This window comes from Streptomyces sp. NBC_00354, from assembly GCF_036106915.1.
GTDB lineage: Bacteria > Actinomycetota > Actinomycetes > Streptomycetales > Streptomycetaceae > Streptomyces.
In genome coordinates this window covers 196,995-213,196 of record NZ_CP107984.1, presented here as the reverse complement: position 1 = coordinate 213,196, position 16,202 = coordinate 196,995, and the positions used below count along the sequence as shown (strand labels likewise).

Here is a 16,202-nt window from a genome sequence, read left to right as displayed (position 1 = left end):
CACTCGTAACCCGGTGCAGTAGTGAGGCGGCATGAAGCTCCCAGTCGCGTCGAAGATCTCGTCCACATTTCCCTCCCTGACCGTTCGCAACTTCCGCCTCTTCACGGTCGGCCAGGCCGTCTCCGCCATCGGCACGTGGATGATGATCGTCGCCCAGGACTGGCTCGTGCTGTCCCTGAGCTCCGACTCGGTCACCGCCCTCGGAACGGTCACCGCACTCCAGTTCGCCCCGATCCTGCTGCTCACCCTGTACGGCGGCCTGATGGCCGACCGCTATGACAAGCGGCGGCTCCTGGTCGCAGCCAATGTCGCCGCCGGGGGCCTGGCGCTGCTCCTGGCGGTGCTCGTCCTGGCCGGGGAGGTCCGGCTGTGGCACATCAACCTGCTGGCCCTGGCCGTGGGCTGCATCAACGCGGTGGAAACCCCGGCCCGGATGGCGTTCGTCAGCGAGATGGTCGGTCCGGAGCTGCTCCCCAACGCCTCCGCGATCACCGCCACGTACTCCAACGTCGCGCAGATCGTCGGACCCGCCGGGGCGGGCCTGCTCATCAGCGCCGTCGGCACCGGCCCGGTGATGGTGATGAACGCCGTCACCTTCTTCGGGACCGTCATCACCCTGTGCCTGATGCGCCCGGCGGAACTGCACGAGCCGCCCGTACAGGAGAAGCCGGCCGCCGGGGCGGGGGTGCGCGACGGCCTGCGCTACACGGCAGGGCGGCGCGACCTCGTCCCGGTCTTCGGCCTGGTCGCCGCCGTCAGCCTGTTCGGCTTCAACTTCCAGCTCACCCTGCCGCTGTTCGCCAAGACGGTCTTCCACACCGACGCAGCCGCGTTCGGCATGTTCACCACGGCGATGGCCGTGGGATCCCTCCTCGCGGCCCTGGCCACTGCCGGACGGCGGGTCCGGCCCTCCGCCCGCATGGTCGTCGTGGCCGCCCTCGGCTTCGGTGCCGTCGAGGCCGCCGCGGGCTGGGCACCCACGGCCGTGACGGCCGTGGTCCTGCTGGCCCTCACGGGTTTCGCCACGCTGTACTTCGCCCAGGCCACATACCAGCACATACAGCTGGGTACCGATCCGCAGTACCGCGGCCGCGTCATGGCCCTCTACATCCTGATCCAGCAGGGCTCCACACCGCTCGGGGCCCTGCTCATCGGCTGGCTCACCACGCATCTCGGGTCCCGCTCCGGCCTATGGGCAGGCGGTCTGATCTCCCTCTTCGCGGCCCTGGTGACGCTCCTGGCACTCCGCTCCGCCCCGGCGCGGGAGGAACCCCCGGGTGCCGACGGATCGGCAGGCGCTCGCTCCCGGCTCGGGGCAGGCCGCAAGGGGGCTCGAACGAGCCTGGAGGAGGCGGCCGCGGGGCAGCGACGGACGGAAAGCGACTGAGCAGTCTTCCAGTCGCTCCGAGAAGAACAGCAAAATTGCAGGCCAGAGGCCCTGGTTGGGGGTAGGCAGCGACTGAAGCGACCGAAGGCCCGGGCTTATGGCGACATTCGCGTGTGGGTGTGTGCGCGTGTGTATGCGTCATATATGGGGGACTTCAGTCGCTTCAGTCGCTGTTCTGCCTTGCGTAAGCCTGTGACCTGGTGTTCTGTGCAACAGGGGGCTAGCGACTGAACAGGCGTCAGTGACTGTGGCTTCAGTCGCTCAGCCGCTCAGGCGGTGTCGGCGACTGAGCGGCGTACATCTGTTCTGGCTCAGGTATCCCTTGTCTCACGGGGGTTTCGCTAATCTGATTTCGGGCGTTGAGTCGCTTCAGTCGCTGATGGGGGAAGTGAATGGCAGCTGAGCTGCGGGTTTCGCGCAGCGACCCGGGGCGGTTCATGCGAGCTGCCTCGGTTTGGTCGCAACCCCTGACGACTGCCCTGTGGTGTGCGAGCCAGGGATGGCCGGTTCACCCCCTCGCCCCGGGCCGCAAGACGCCCGTGGGCAACTGTGACCTGTGCCGGCCCTCCGGGCACGACCGGGCGGGCTGCGTCTGCCTCGCTGCGGGCCGCTGGTGCCACGGCTTCCATGCGGCCACGCTCGACCCGGACCGGATCGAGCAATGGTGGGGAGCCCGCCCGGACATGGGTGTCGGCGTCGCCACCGGTGCCGCCGGCCTGGTCGTCATCGACATCGACGCGCACGGCCGGGAACTGCCCGACCGCAACCGGCTGCTGCCCGGCGTCGGGATCAACCCCGAAGTCGACCTGACCGGACTGGCCAACGGCTTCCACACCCTGGGCGTACTGGCCGCCCTGCGCGGCTGCGCGAGTCCGGCGGACGACGGCTCCACCCTGCGGGTACGGACTCCGTCCGGCGGGCTGCACGTGTGGTACCGCGACGACGCCGCCCGGCGCTGGCAGTGCTCGGCCGGGTCGGGCGGCAGCCGGGCCCTGGCCTGGCAGGTCGATGTACGCGCGCACGGCGGGTACATCGTGGCCCCGGGCACCGTCACCCGCTCGGGCGTCTACCGGCCGGAAGGAGCCGTGCGGCAGCCCGCGCCGCTGCCGGGCTGGCTCGCCCGGGAGCTGGAGCGCACCGGGCACCTGCCGTCGGCGCTCTCGTCCCCGGCGGTGTCCGGGCCCCGGCCCGTGCCGCCGCGCGCCCGGCAGGCCGTCATCGCTGCGGGCGGCGAACGCGGGGCTTCGGAGCGGGTCCTGGCGGGGGTCCTCGCCGAGGTCGCCGCCTGCGCAGCCGTACCCGAGGGGGCGGCGTTCTCGGAGAAGCTGAACCGTGCCGCCTACACGGCGGGCGGACTGGTCGCCGCGGGGTACGTCACCCGGGCCGAGGCCGCCCGCGCCCTGCAGGAGACGGCCGAGCGGGCCCGCCCCGGGCAGCATCGCCGGTGCAGCGCCATCATCCGCGGCGGCCTGGGCGCGGGTCTGGGGCGCCCGCTGGCGCTCGGAGGCCGCGTGTGAGCGTGGAGAACGACAGCATGCTGTCCGGCTTCGACGTGCAGGCCGTCGCCGCGCAGATCCTCGCACAGCCCGTCCCGGCGCCCCGGGAGTCCGTGCAGTCCGGCGATTCCCGGGGCTCCCACGTGGGCTCCGCCGGCCCGGACGCGGACGTGGACGCCGCCGGCATCGCGGCGGCGGGCGGCGAGGCGACGGCGGACGGACTGCTGCCCGACACGCTCACCGATCGCGGCAACGCCAAACTGTTCGTCAAGCTCTACAGCAACGACTACCGCCACGTCCCCGGCATCGGCTGGTTCCGGTGGGACGGCACCCGCTGGCAGATCGACGAGGACGACACGGTCGTATGGGCCGCCGGGGATCTGGCGGAGAGCATCGCCGGCACCGACCCCCGCGGGATCCACACCTCGGCCGCGCTGCAGCAGCACCGCCGCCGTGCGCTCAGCACCAGCGGGATGAACGCGATGCTCACCCAGGCGAAGTCTGCGCCGGGCATGGTGCTCAACGCGGCGCGCCTGGACGCCGACCCGTACGCGCTGTGCACGCCCGCAGGAGTCGTCGACCTGCGCACCGGGCACGTCCGCCCCGCCGAGCCCACGAAGGACTTCCACTCGCGCTCCACCTCGGCGGCGCCCCGGCCGATGCCCACCCCGCGCTGGAACCGCTTCCTGACCGACACCTTCGGCGAGGGGGCCGAGGGCGCGCAGATGATCGACTTCCTGCAGCTGCTGCTCGGCTACTCCGTCACCGGCGACGTGGGTGCGCAGGTCATGCCGTTCCTGTTCGGCTCCGGCAAGAACGGCAAGTCCGTACTGCTGGATGTCCTGATGAAGTTGCTCGGCGACTACGCGGACGCGGCGCCCCCCGGGTTCCTGATGGCCCGCCCGTACGAGGGCCACCCGACAGACCTCGCGGAGCTGCACGGCCGGCGGGTGATCGTGTGCAGCGAGGTCAAGCCGGGCGACCGTTTCGACGAGGCCCGCGTCAAGCTGCTCACCGGCGGCGACCGCATCAAGGCGCGCCGGATGCGGCAGGACTTCTTCAGCTTCGAGCCGACGCACAAGCTGTGGCTGCTGGGCAACCACCGCCCCGAAGTGGGCACCGGCGGCTTCGCGTTCTGGCGGCGCATGCGGCTGATCCCGTTCGAGCGGGTCGTCTCCGACGACCGCAAGATCGACAACCTGGCGGACATCCTCGTCACCCAGGAGGGTCCGGGCATCCTCAACTGGCTGATAGAGGGGGCCCGTCGGTACCTCGGCGGAGACAAGGACCTCACGGGTCCCGAGCGGGTCCGCATCGCGACCACGGCGTACGCCGAGACCGAGGACCACACCGGGCGCTTCATCGGCGAGACCTGCCGGCTCGAACCCGATCTGCGGGCGGAGCAAGCCTTGCTCTACGCGGCCTACAGGAGCTGGTGCCAGAATGAGGGGGCCCCGGCGATCTCGTCCCGGGCCTTCGCGGCACGTGTCCGCGAGGCGGTGGGGCTGGCGTCGCCCAAGCAGATGATCCTGTCCAACCAGCGCAAGTACTACCCGGGCATCGGCCTGCTCGCGGACGAGGAGACAGCATGAGCGCCCTCATCGCAGAGGACGAGATCGTCCACGAAGTGGACCTCGTCTGGCTCGAGGACATCAGCCGGCTCGACTACGTCCGCCAGAGCCTCGACCGGCTGCCGACGCGGCGCGGCAGGCCCGCGTACCACCGCGACGGACGGATGGTCGGCTACGCCCTGCTGGGTCCTGGCGCCAAGCCTTCCCGCTCCTCCGGCACGTTCCGGCGCCGGGTGTTCTGGCTGCTCCCGCACGACCGGGACACCGCCCCCGACGGGCTGTACGCGACGGGGGCGCCTGCGGAGGCCGTGGACGCCCGGACCCTGGCGCCGGGCATCAAGGGACGCAAGACCGAGCGCTCCGAGGGCGGCCCCATGTCCTCGGCGAAGCGCGAGCTCCTGCCCTGACCTGCGCCGGGGTGTTCCCCGCCCCGGATTCCGGGCCCCTCTTCCCCGAGCAATCGGACGACGGACTCGGTGTGCGTGCCGACGAGATCGATTTCAGCCTGCCCCAGGCATGAAAAAACAGCGCAGCCGGTATATTTTTGCTGCCGTACGGGACATGGGCCAAGGGGAGGGCACCGCTGTGCAGGGGGAACGCCGGATTCAGGCGCAGGTGGCGGTGGTCGGCGGGGGGCCCGTCGGGATGCTGGTGGCCGCAGAGTTGGCCGCGCACGGAGTCGACACCGTCGTCCTCGAATCGGAGGCCGATGTGTCCGAGCGCCCCAAGGCGACCACGCTGCACGCCCGGGCGGTGCAGTGCCTGGCCCGGCGCGGCCACCTGCCGGCGCCGGCGGCCCCGTACAGCCGTGCCGCGGCCGCCAGCCCGTTCCACTTCGCGGGCCTGCCCGGCCTGATCATCACGGCTCCCGAGAACGAGCCGGAGCCGATCCTCAAGTGCCCGCAGGCGCAGCTCGAGCGCCTCTTCGAGGGGCGGGCCCGCGCCGAGGGCGCGCGGATCCTGCGCGAGCACCGGGTGACTGGGGTGTCCCAGGAGCCGGACGGGGTGCGGATCACGGCCGAGGGGGCGGCCGGGCCGGCCGTCTGCACCGCCCGGTACGTGGTGGGGGCCGACGGCGCCCGCAGTATGGTCCGCCAGCAGGCGGGTATCGGCTCCGAGACCCATCCGGCAACGGTGTCGGCCCTGATGGGGGTCGTCACGCTCGCCGACCCGGACGCACTGGCCGAGGGCTGGCACCGTACGCCCCGCGGCTGGATCGCGGTCAAGCGCGACCCGGAGGGCAGAACGCACATCCGGACGCTCGACTGCACCGGGGCGCATGCCGACCGGCACCTGCCGCCCACCCTGGAGGAGCTGCGCCGCGAGGTGTCCTGGATAACCGGACGCGAGATCGCGATGGAAGAGCCGCGCTGGCTCAGCAGGTTCAGCGACTTCACCCGGCTGGCCAAGACCTTCCGGGCGGGCCGGGTCTTCCTCGTGGGGGACGCGGCGCACGTGCACTTCCCGATCGGCGGTCAGGGCCTGAGCACCGGGGTGCTGGACGCCCTCAACCTGGGCTGGAAGCTGGCGCTCGCCGTGCGAGGGGAGGCGGGCCCGGACCTGCTCGATACCTACGACCCGGAGCGCCGGCCGGTTGCCCGGCGGGTCATCGACAACACGCGGGCCCAGCTCGCCCTGATGCGGCCGGGGCCCGAGGCCGAAGCCTTGCGCGGGGTGTTCACCGGGCTGCTGGCGGCGGACCGGGCCCACGGGCACCTCAGCGGCATCATCAGTGCCCAGGACACGGTGATCCCGGAGCCTGCCGGGCGGGCCGCCCCCGGCGCAGGAAGGTTCCTGCACAACGTCGCGCTCACCACCGCGACCGGCGAGACCGACGTGATCGGGCTCCTGCGGGACGGCCGGCCGCTGCTGCTGCTCTTCGGTGAGAAGGGGGGCGGATACCGCGACGAAGCGCGGGGCTGGGAGGGGATCCTGCGCGTGGTGCGCGCCCGTCCCACCCCCGACGTGCCGTACGAGGCGCTGCTGGTGCGGCCCGACGGCTACATCGCGTGGGCACCGGGCGGTGACGACCTGGCCGTCGCGCTGTCGGTGTACTTCGCCGAGGACGCCCGTGCGGGGCGCCCGTGACGGAGCCGGAGCCGGGTGCGGGCGACCGGCCGCTCAGGCGATGGCGCCCATGCTCTCCAGCTCGTCCGCCGCCTTGAGGGCCTCGGCGTAGACCGAGGCTCCCCGGGTCTCGGTGAGGTCGAGCGAGGCCAGGACGGAGGGCACCACGACGCTGGGCAGCAGGTGCCGCAGCAGCGCGGAAACCCTGACCACCAGGTCTCCGTAGTCGCAGATGGCCTGGGACATGGACTGGATGCCGGCGAATGAGCCCACGATGACGTCGGCGGTCTCGGACGGCACGACGTGGGGCAGCAGCTCGCCCTGGGCCTGTGCCTTCTGGAGCAGGGCGCAGCCGACCTCGCCCCAGCGCAGGAACGGGCCGCTGCGGTCGAGGCCCTGCGCCAGCTGGTCCATCGACAGTCGTACGCCTGCGCGCACCATGGGGTCGGTCTGCAGGCGGTGGGCGTGCAGCACCAAGACGTCCACGATCTCTTGCACCTTGGAGGCGCGGTCGGGAACGATGAGCCGCTGGTCCTGCTCGGCGAGGACGCCCTGGGCCAGGTCTTCCTTCGACTGGAAGTGGAAGTACAGGGCTCCCTTGGTCACCCCGGCCTCCCTGAGAATCTGGGAGATCGTGGCCGCTTGGTATCCGTGTTCCTCGAAGATCTTGGCCGCGGCGGCAAGGATCGACTGTCGTGTGCGGATGGCTCGGACTTGCTCAGCCACTCTGCCTCCCCCCTCCTCAGGGTCGCCCGGCGTTGCGGTCAGTAAGAAACCGCCCAGTTCGTATCTTACAGCGGGTAACTATGTTCCGTTGATTCGCGTAGAAGAAATAGTCAGGTCAGGGAGGGAAGGTCATGATTCTCGTCACCGGCGGCACGGGAAGGATCGGTCGCGAGGTGATCCGCCGACTCCCCGCAGCCTTGGCGGTTCGCGTGATGGCCAGGGAACCGGACCGTGTCACGGGCGCGGCCGGGGCGGTCGAGATCGTCCAGGGGGACTACGGGGATCCTCAGTCGCTCGCCCGCGCACTAAGCGGGGTGCGCGCCGCCTTCCTGGTGACCAGCCGCATCGGGGACGACGACGTGCGCTTCATCCGGACCGCGCGGTCGGCCGGTGTACGGCACGTGGTGAAGCTCTCCGCAGCAGCTGTCTCGGACCACGGGGCCGATGATCTGATCACCCGGTGGCAGCGGGCGAACGAGGACCTGCTGCGCGGGTCCGGGATGGACTGGACCCTGCTGCGGCCCCGCTCGTTCATGTGCAACGCCCTGTCCTGGGCGGAGTCCGTCCGCGCGCACGACGTGGTGCGTGCCCGGTACGGGGCGTCGGGCAATGCGTGCGTCGACCCGCGAGATGTCGCGGAGGTGGCGGTGCGCGTCCTCACCGAGGCGGGGCATGAGGGCCGGGCCTACACGCTGACCGGGCCGGAGGCGATCACGGCGGTCGAGCAGACGGCCCAGCTCGCCGAGCTGCTGGGCCGTCCGCTGAGTTTTGAGGAACTGGGCACGGAGCAGGCGCGTGCCGCGCTGGCCGAGCGGTATCCGCAGGACCTCGTCGAGGCCCTCCTGGACGGTGCGGAGCGACTGCGTGTGGGAGCAAAGGCCCTGGTGGACCCGACGGTGCCTGCGCTGCTCGGCCGGCCGGCCGGTTGCTTCCGCGCGTGGGCGAGAGATCATCTGAGTTCTTTCTCGTCCCCGTGACGGTGTGCCGTCGTCCCTTGCTTGCCGACGCCGCTCAGAGACCGTGCGACCCCGCGGTCACGGTGGCGCTGAATACGGGGACACCGTCCTGAAGGCCGGTCACCAGCACCGTTTCCTCGCCGCCTGGGCCCCTGTCGGAGAGCCGGACGGCCTCGATCATGCAGGGCGAGTCCAGTTCGGCGTACCGCTTGAACTCGGTGGCGATGCTGAGCGGGAGGTACGAGGACCGCCCCAGCACGGAGGCCGTGGCCTGCCGCGCCGCCTCGAGCAGCACCATGCCCGGTACGTGGTCCACCGCGTGCTCGAACAGTATCGGGTGCCGGGTGTCCACCCTCAGCTGCCAGCGGGCGCGCTCGCCGGTGGGCGACAGGACCACGTCCATGGGCGACATGCGTCCGACGCTCTGCGGCGCTGCGGGGCTGATGAGCGGGAGTTGGTACCAGTTGCCGCCAAGGGTGTGGTCGCCGCGCACGCGCCGGTACACCCCGGGTGCCATGCAGGAGAACGAGCCGCCCCCGGTTGCGACGATGTTCCCCTCACGCCGGAGCACCGCCTCGAAGCGCAGCCGCGACAGATGCCGGCCGCGCCGCTTGATCTCCGTGCAGGTGACCTCGATGTCGAGCGCGGCGGGCGCCCAGCCCACCTGCAGATGCTGCGGGCGCACGGCTATGTCGATGTCCCAGACGATGAACTGGTGGCCGAGCGGTACGCCGAACTCGGCGTGCCCGAGGAGCATGCCGATCTGGCGAATCGTTTCGCAGCCGATGAGCGGGTCGTGGTATCCGTCCGCGACCGGGGTGAAGAAGCTGTGCCCGCGGGGCCACTGCGCGGTGAGGAGGAAGCGCGTTTCGTCGATACGCTGCCAGTCGGTCAGGACCACTTCGGCGACGGACGCTCTGTGCACCAACTCCTTCGGAACGGTGACGGTCAGCGAAGGGAAGCGGAAGCTGCTCGGCCTGATCGTGGAAGCCGAGAGGTCCTCCGCCGGATCGTCGTTGAACTGGGTCCGTTCAACTTGAAACGTGCTCGCAGACATTGCTCCCCCTGGGCTCCGCTGGCGAGTAGGGCTTGATGTGCCTCTGGCCGGGAAAGATACATACCAACCGGTTTAATTTCTAGCGGTAGCCGAGCCTCCGCTACTGCAAAGACCAGGGAGTCTCCTCCGATTTGGCTATTTCCGCTGGTCAGGTGGGGTCTTTCGGCTTCTGTTCCGCCCTGGCCCCGGCTGGTTCAGTGGTTCGCGCCCCCGGGTGAGTCGAGCGGGACGACAGTGATTCTCGAGCGGCGTGGCCGAACGTGACCGAGCGTGCCCGAACGGCGCCGGTGACTTGGTCCGATTTTCGGTCAATGCCGAAAAAGCGAGCCTTCCTCAGTGAAAACCGCATAGGCGGTTTGTTATAGTTGCCGTACGGAGCGGGGTCGCCTCCTGTGGGAGAGGCCTGTCAGGGCTGCGAGCGGTGGTGCCGGGGGCGCCATCAGGAGCAGCTACCTCGCGCGGCTCCGAGCAAGCACGTACCGCCTGCCCCTCGCGGGCGTGGCAACCCCTCGCAGTGACGGAGCAGTCGATGGTCAAACAGGAGCGAGCGGCGCGCACGCGTGAAACCCTGATCCGGTCCGCGGCCCAGATCTTCGACCGGGAGGGTTTCTCGGTGGCCTCGCTCACCGGGATCAGTTCGCTGGCCGGGGTGAGCAACGGGGCGCTGCACTTCCACTTCGCGAGCAAGGCCGCGCTGGCGGACGCCGTCGAGGCGGCGGCGCTCATCCGGCTGCTGGCCGTCACCGATGTCGGGCCCCCGCCCGGGGCGGGCCGTGTGCAGCTCCTCGTGGACGTTACCCACGGGCTCGCCGCGGCATTGCGCACCGATGTGGTGCTGAGGGCCGGCTTCGAGCTGAGCGGGGAGCCGTCCCGCGTGTCGCAGTCCGATCTGCGCGAGCGCTGGCGGAGGTGGGTCGAGGAGACACTGGAACGGGCCGACGCCGAGGGCGAGTTGCACCCCGAGGTGGCGGCCCGGGACGTGGTGACCGCCGTGGTGGCCGCGACCGTGGGCTTCGAGGTGCTCGGCGCCCGGGACGTGGCGTGGCTCTCGGAGTCCACGGTCACCCGGTTCTGGCGGCTCCTGCTGCCGACGCTCGTGCCGGCTCCCCTTCTCGCGGACCTCAAGGCCGAGGGTGTCCGCGAGCAGTAGGGGCGTGTGGGACGCGACCACCCTGCCCCGGCTCCCTCCCGCATCCGCGCGGAGGGGTCGGGGCTTTTGCGTGCCCGCCTCGGCCTGCAAGTAGAGACTTGGCGGTCTGTTTTTGCCCTCCTCGGTTTGTTCTGCAGGGGATGCAGAGTGGGACGGAAGGGGTGCCCTTGAGCTTCGCCGACCATAACTACCCAGGTCAGAGCGGTACATGAGGGATCGTTAGATGGGCTAAGAAATAAAAACAGCACGGTCGGTTTCGTATTGACAAACCGCCGGTCCTGTTTTTTACTGGCGAAGGCTCATCCACGGACAGGGGAGTACGGCGTGGACATCGAAGTACTGGGCACACTGGCAGTTCGGGAGCATGGAGTCTCCGTTACGCCTACGGCCCCCAAGCCGCGACAGGTTCTGGCGCTGTTGGCACTTCATGCCGACCAGGTCGTCCCGGTGTCGGCTCTGATCGAGGAACTGTGGGCGGGAACACCGCCGCGCAGCGCCCGCACCACGCTGCAGACCTACGTACTGCAGCTGCGGGCCCTCATCGCGAACGCACTGGAGCACGGCGCGGCCGCCGAGGAAGGCGGCGAAGGTGCCGGGGGCACCGCGGGCGACGCGGAGCGGCGCACCGCCAAGGACGTGCTCGTCACGCTGCCCGGCGGCTACCTGCTCAGCAGCCGCGGCGGCACCAGCGACGTCCGCGAGTTCGACCGGCTCGCCGGCATCGGCTACCGGGCGATGGACGCGGGCGACTTCCCGGGCGCGGCCCGGCAGCTGCGCGAGGCGCTCGCCCTGTGGTCGGGGCCCGCCTTCGCCGACGTGCACGGCGGGATCCAGCTGGACATGGAGGCCCGGCGGCTCGAGGAGACCCGGCTCTGTGCGCTCGACCAGCGCATCGAGGCCGATCTGCGGCTCGGGCGGCACCGCGAGCTGCTCGCCGAGCTGACCGTGCTGGCCAGCCGGTACCGCACCCACGAGAACCTGCACGGCCAGTTCATGCTGGCCCTGCACCGCTCCGGCCGCCGAGGCGAGGCCCTCGACGTCTACCAGCGGCTGCGCGCCACCCTGGTGCGCGAACTCGGGCTCGAGCCGTCGGCCGCCCTGCGCCGGCTGCAGCGCTCGATCCTGATGGCCAGCCCCGAGAGTCCGGTGGCCACGGACACGAACAGCGAGCGACTCGTACGCGTGGGCTGAGATGCCCGTACGCGATACGAGGAACGCGGCCGCGATCGGCTCGCCGGGCCGGACGCGCGCCCGGACCACGGGCCGAGGAGGCAGCGCGATGCAGGACAGGTCGGAGCGGACCCGCAGGAAGCTCGTACATGCGGGGGCCGAGATGTTCCACCGCAACGGCTATGCGAACGCGACACTCGGCGAGATCGCCGCGTTCGCCGGAGTGACCAAGGGGGCGCTGTACTTCCACTTCGCCTCCAAAGACGAACTGGCGGAGGCGGTCCAGCTGCGAGGCTGCGAGCTGCTGCACGAGTCGGTGCGCGAACTGCGCGCATCCGGACTCTCTCCGCTCCAGACGCTGATCAACACGACGCACTGGCTCGCGCTCAACCTGCGCGAGGAGCTGGCGATCCCGGCCAGCTTCCGCATCACCAAGGAGTGCGCGGGACTGTCTGCGCTCGCCACCGACTTCCACCGGATCTGGCTCGCAGAGGTCTGCGGACTGCTGCGCCAGGCCCGCGACGCGGGTGAACTACGCGCCGAGGGCCGCTGGGAGAGCATCGAGTCGCTGGTCGCCGCGGCGAGCTGCGGGATCGAGTCGCTGGCCGGCACCGGGATGCCGTACGCCGAGCTCCAGCGCCGGGTGGCCGGGGTGTGGTCGCTGCTGCTGCCCTGCCTGGTGCCCGAGGGCGCGGAGAAGAACTTCCGCGTCGGGATGCCGGGTACCGATCCCGCGCCCCGCCTCGAGGGCGACGCCCTGGGCGGCGCCCTGGACGAACCCACGGCCCGCCGGTCCCGGCCGGTGTTCTCGGGCAGCACCGCGTGACCGTGTGCCACCGACGACTTGGAGGAGCCTGCGATGACGAATGAACATCCTGCGGACGTACTGACGGACCTCATCGGGGTGCTCGGCGACGTGCTGCGGGTCAAGCCGGAGAAGATCGACCCCGAGCAGACCTTCCAGTCCATGGGGCTCGACTCCCTGCTGGTCGTGGAGTTCGTCGCCGTCGTCAACACCCGGTACGGACTGCGGGTGCTGGCGACCGACCTGTACGACTTCCCGACGCCGGCGTCCTTCGCACGCGAGGTCGCGCGGGCGGCGCGCAGCGCGGCCGCCGCCACTGTCTCCGCCCCCGTTTCCCATGCCGTTTCCCACGCCGTCTCCGCGGCGGCGCCGGTCGCGGCTGCCGCCGCCGTCCCCGCCGCCGTCCCGGCGCCGGCCACGGGCCGCGAACGGCAGGTGCCGGCGGCCGCTGCGGCGACCCGGATCGCGGAGGTGCTGCGGGAGCAGCTCGCGGGGATCCTGTGCTGCGACCCCTGGGACATCGACACCACCGCCGCGTTCAACGTGCTCGGTGTGGACTCCATCGTGGGCGCGGAGTTCATCGCGGTCGTCAACCGCACCTTCGGTCTCCAGGAGCGGTCGGTGCTGCTCTACGAGCACCCCAACCTCGCTGCCATGGCCGCATACATCGCGACGCGCACCGGGGCGGCCGCGCAGGACCTCGCCCCTGCTCCGGCGGCTCTCGGGAGCCCCGTTCCCCAGGCGCCGGAGCCGGCGTTCCGCCCGGTCGCCGGGCCGGTGTCCGCCGCTCCCGCCCTCACCACCGCCGCTGCCCATGCAGTACGGCCGCTGCCGGGCGGCGATCTCGACGTCCTGCTGGACGCGATCCGCGACGACCGGCTCACCGTGGACGAGGCACTCGTGCTGCTCGCCCGCCGCGGCTGAAGCTGTTTCAATTTTGAGAAGGAGCGCGTCCAGATGGACGAGAAGGAAGTCCTGACCCGGTTCAAGAACGGCCACCTGGACCGGGCCCAGGTGGCCGCTCTGCTGACCGGCGCCGCCGGTGGCGCCACCGGTTCGGGACCCGTGGTCTTCACACTGCCGGACGCCTGGCCGGAGCAGGACGCCGAGGAGCAGTCCCCGGCCGCAGCACACCCGGCTCCCGGCCGCAGCGCGGATTCCGCGCCCGCAGAGCCCGCCGAGCCCCTCGCGCCCGCCGGGCCGGGCGCCGAGCCGATCGCGGTGGTCGGGATGGCCGGCCGCTACCCGGGCGCCCCCGACCTCGCCTCCTTCTGGCGGCACGCGCGCAGCGGGCACGACAGCGCCTCCGAGCCGCCGGCCGGCCGGCCCGGCGACGAGCGGGGCCACTACCTCGAGCGCGTACAGGACTTCGACCCGGAATTCTTCGGGATCGACACGCACGAGGCCGCCCTGATCGACCCCCAGGAGCGGCTGTTCCTGGAGACCGCCTGGGAGGCCCTCGAGGACGCCGGCTGCACCGGCGGCCGCCTGGACGCCCTGACCGCGCGCGACGGGACGCCGCGTAGCGTCGGGGTGTTCACCGGCGCCGGCAGCGGTGACTACGTGCTGCTCGCGGCCCGTACATGGACGCCCGAGCGGCCCCGCCCGATGCCCCCGGGCGGCCAGTGGAGCCTGCCCAACCGGCTTTCCGGCCTGCTCGGCCTGACCGGCCCCAGCCAGTCGGTCGACACCGCCGAGTCCTCCGTGCTCGTCGCCCTCCATCTCGCCGTCGCCGCCCTGCACCGCGGCGAATGTGCCGCCGCGCTCGTCGGCGGGGTCCGGCTGCTGCTGCACCCGTCCAGCCGGCGCCCCGGCGCGGGCGAAGGCGTCGGCGCGCTGCTGCTCAAGCCCCTGGCACGGGCCCTGGCCGATGGGGACAGCATCCACTGCGTGGTCCGCGGCAGCGCGGTCGGCCACACCGCCCCCGACCCTTCGGCGGCCGGCCCCGGCCGCAGGTCCCGGGCCGCCGACGCGCGTACGGGGGCCGCTGCGCGCGCCGCCGCGGCCCTGCGCGAGTCCTGCGCCGATCGCGGTACGCAGCCCGCGGCCCCGGCGGACGCCCCCGCGCAGCGGGTGCTGCGCGAAGCCCTGCGCGCGGCCGCGGTGGATGCTTCGGCCGTTGCCGTCCGTGAAAACGCCGGATCCGTACGCGCCCTCGTCGGCGACGCGGGCCCCGCGACCGGGGCCGCCGCCCTGACCCGGGCCGTGCTCCAGCTGCGCCACCGGATCCTGGCACCCGGCCCCGGGCGCGCCGAGGCAGAGCCCTGGGGCGGCGGGGAGGCCGGGGAGAGCGCGCCCCGCCGGATCTGCGTCGGTGTACGGGGCGCCGGCGGCGCGGACGCGCAGGTGGTCCTGGAGGAGTACGTACCCGCCCCGGCCGCCGGAGCGGCGGCGGACCGGTCTCCCGCGGCCGACGAGCTGTTCGTGCTGTCCGCCCCCACGCCCGCCCATCTGGCCGCCACCGCACGGCGGTTCGCCGAGCTGCTCGGCGGACCGGGCCCGCTGCCCCCGCTCGAGGCGCTCGCCCGCGCCCTGCGCACCGGCCGGGCCGCCATGGACTGCCGGTTCGCGGCCGTCGTCGCCGACACCGGCGAACTGGTACGGATCCTGGAGCGGTTCGTACGGGAGGGTGCTCCCTGCGCCGATCTGCGGGACGGCGGCGCCGACCCGCTGGGGCTGGGCGGCGTACCGGAGACGGACGGGTACCTCGCCGCGCTCTGGCAGGCCGGGCACCTGCACCAGCTCCGCGGCCTGTGGCTGTCCGGGCTCGACGTCGACTGGACCGCGCTCGAACCGGCCCACGGGGCAGCCACCGTGGCCGTACCGCTGCCCGCATCCGCATTCCTGCGCATACCGCTGTGGCTGGGCGGCGAGGAGGGTTCGGCATGACCACGCTGTCCTTCGACCCGGCGGGGCAGGGGGAGAACGAGCCGGCCCCGGTCAACCTGTGGTTCTGCCCCAACGAGGACCTCGCGCCCGGGATCGCCGCCACCCTGGCCTCGCACTGGCTCGACGAGAACGAGCAGCAGGTGGCCGGCCGCTTCCTCTTCGAACGGGACCGCCGCCAGTACCTCGTCGCCCACGCCCTGGTGCGCCGGGTGCTGGCTCTGGAGACCGGCATCCCCGAGGCCGAGGCGATCATCTGGCGCTCCTCGCGCGGGCGGCCGTTCCTCCAGACGCCCGCCGGAGGCCTGCCGCGCGGCGCCGACACCCTGGACTTCAACCTCTCGCACGCCAACGCCTACAACCTGCTGGGCGTCTCCCGGGGCCTGCGCATCGGAGTCGACGTCGAGCGGCTCGACCGCGGTGAGCGCGGTCTGGAGAGCATCATCGCGACGTTCTCCCGCGAGGAGCAGGAGTGGATCGCCCGGGCCGCCCCCGGGCGGCCGCGCGACCGGCGCGTCCTGCGCCTGTGGACGCTGAAGGAGGCGTACTCCAAGGCCCGGGGGCTGGGACTCGGCCTGCCCTTCGACTCCTTCGTGTTCACCCTGGCCGAGGACCGGGGTGTCCTGTCGTTCCGGCCGCCCGCCGACGACGCGGCGGGGCGCTGGCGGTTCCTGGAGGTCGAGCCGGTGCCCGACGTGCTGGCGGCGGTTGCGGTCGAGGTCGACGACACCCGGCCGCCGGCCGTCCATCTGCACCACGGATTTCCGTGGGGGCGCGCCGCGCCCCGCCGCCTGGTCCTGCCGGAACCCGCCGGGGTCTGACGGACCCGCGGCCCGCCGTGACGCATCGGGTGGCCGGAAATGATTTCCTTGGAAATCCGCTCGACATTCGATCGAGACAGGCGGCGGGAAACGAACCGGAGTCCGGAATC

14 protein-coding genes are annotated in these 16,202 nt (G+C 71.9%); 12 read left to right on the top strand and 2 right to left on the bottom strand.

The features are described 5' to 3' along the window. Nucleotides 1-31: 31 nt before the first annotated feature. The 5 genes from OHT74_RS41755 (at nt 32) to OHT74_RS41735 (ending at nt 6,542) form a co-directional block, all read left to right on the top strand. Nucleotides 32-1,387: an MFS transporter gene (locus OHT74_RS41755; protein WP_328623607.1), complete on the top strand. Its 1,356-nt coding sequence runs from the start codon at nt 32-34 to the stop codon at nt 1,385-1,387. A 392-nt stretch (nt 1,388-1,779) separates the two neighbouring features. Then, complete coding sequence (locus OHT74_RS41750) at nt 1,780-2,904, top strand: bifunctional DNA primase/polymerase (RefSeq protein ID WP_328623606.1); 1,125 nt, start codon at nt 1,780-1,782, stop codon at nt 2,902-2,904. Between the two features lie 17 nt (nt 2,905-2,921). Beyond that, entirely contained in the window at nt 2,922-4,475 is a 1,554-nt protein-coding gene (locus OHT74_RS41745; RefSeq protein WP_328623652.1) for a DNA primase family protein, read from the top strand. After that, a complete protein-coding gene (locus OHT74_RS41740) occupies nt 4,472-4,861 on the top strand; it encodes a DUF6009 family protein (RefSeq protein WP_266674221.1) in 390 nt (129 codons plus the stop codon). Before OHT74_RS41745 ends, OHT74_RS41740 begins: the two co-directional genes overlap by 4 nt. 109 nt (nt 4,862-4,970) lie before the next feature. After that, nucleotides 4,971-6,542: an FAD-dependent monooxygenase gene (locus OHT74_RS41735; RefSeq protein WP_328623605.1), complete on the top strand. Its 1,572-nt coding sequence runs from the start codon at nt 4,971-4,973 to the stop codon at nt 6,540-6,542. Between the two features lie 33 nt (nt 6,543-6,575). Here the strand turns inward: OHT74_RS41735 and OHT74_RS41730 are convergent, their stop codons facing one another. Next, nucleotides 6,576-7,247 (bottom strand): ScbR family autoregulator-binding transcription factor, encoded by a 672-nt coding sequence (locus OHT74_RS41730; protein ID WP_266674223.1) that lies wholly within the window; start codon nt 7,245-7,247, stop codon nt 6,576-6,578. A gap of 131 nt (nt 7,248-7,378) precedes the next feature. Here OHT74_RS41730 and OHT74_RS41725 point away from each other — a divergent pair, with 131 nt between their 5' ends. Further along, nucleotides 7,379-8,224 (top strand): NAD(P)H-binding protein, encoded by an 846-nt coding sequence (locus OHT74_RS41725; RefSeq protein ID WP_328623604.1) that lies wholly within the window; start codon nt 7,379-7,381, stop codon nt 8,222-8,224. 34 nt (nt 8,225-8,258) lie between these two features. On the opposite strand, the gene OHT74_RS41720 is transcribed toward OHT74_RS41725, so the two are convergent. Then, nucleotides 8,259-9,260, bottom strand: coding sequence for a ScbA/BarX family gamma-butyrolactone biosynthesis protein (locus OHT74_RS41720; RefSeq protein WP_328623603.1), 1,002 nt, complete (start codon nt 9,258-9,260; stop codon nt 8,259-8,261). A 529-nt stretch (nt 9,261-9,789) separates the two neighbouring features. Here OHT74_RS41720 and OHT74_RS41715 point away from each other — a divergent pair. The 6 genes from OHT74_RS41715 to OHT74_RS41690 all read left to right on the top strand — a co-directional run bounded on the left by OHT74_RS41715 (nt 9,790) and on the right by OHT74_RS41690 (nt 16,092). After that, the gene (locus OHT74_RS41715; RefSeq protein WP_328623602.1) at nt 9,790-10,410 is read left to right on the top strand and encodes a ScbR family autoregulator-binding transcription factor; all 621 of its coding nucleotides are present in this window, start codon (nt 9,790-9,792) and stop codon (nt 10,408-10,410) included. Nucleotides 10,411-10,734: 324 nt separating this feature from the next. Further along, a complete protein-coding gene (locus OHT74_RS41710) occupies nt 10,735-11,601 on the top strand; it encodes an AfsR/SARP family transcriptional regulator (protein ID WP_328623601.1) in 867 nt (288 codons plus the stop codon). A gap of 88 nt (nt 11,602-11,689) precedes the next feature. Then, the gene (locus tag OHT74_RS41705; RefSeq protein WP_328623600.1) at nt 11,690-12,406 is read left to right on the top strand and encodes a ScbR family autoregulator-binding transcription factor; all 717 of its coding nucleotides are present in this window, start codon (nt 11,690-11,692) and stop codon (nt 12,404-12,406) included. A 33-nt stretch (nt 12,407-12,439) separates the two neighbouring features. Then, on the top strand, nt 12,440-13,309 hold the full coding sequence (locus OHT74_RS41700) for a phosphopantetheine-binding protein (protein WP_328623599.1): 870 nt from the start codon (nt 12,440-12,442) through the stop codon (nt 13,307-13,309). 33 nt (nt 13,310-13,342) lie between these two features. Next, a complete protein-coding gene (locus OHT74_RS41695) occupies nt 13,343-15,274 on the top strand; it encodes a beta-ketoacyl [acyl carrier protein] synthase domain-containing protein (RefSeq protein WP_328623598.1) in 1,932 nt (643 codons plus the stop codon). Beyond that, entirely contained in the window at nt 15,271-16,092 is an 822-nt protein-coding gene (locus OHT74_RS41690) for a 4'-phosphopantetheinyl transferase family protein (protein ID WP_266674243.1), read from the top strand. The genes OHT74_RS41695 and OHT74_RS41690 overlap by 4 nt, the downstream gene beginning before the upstream one ends. Nucleotides 16,093-16,202 lie beyond the last annotated feature (110 nt).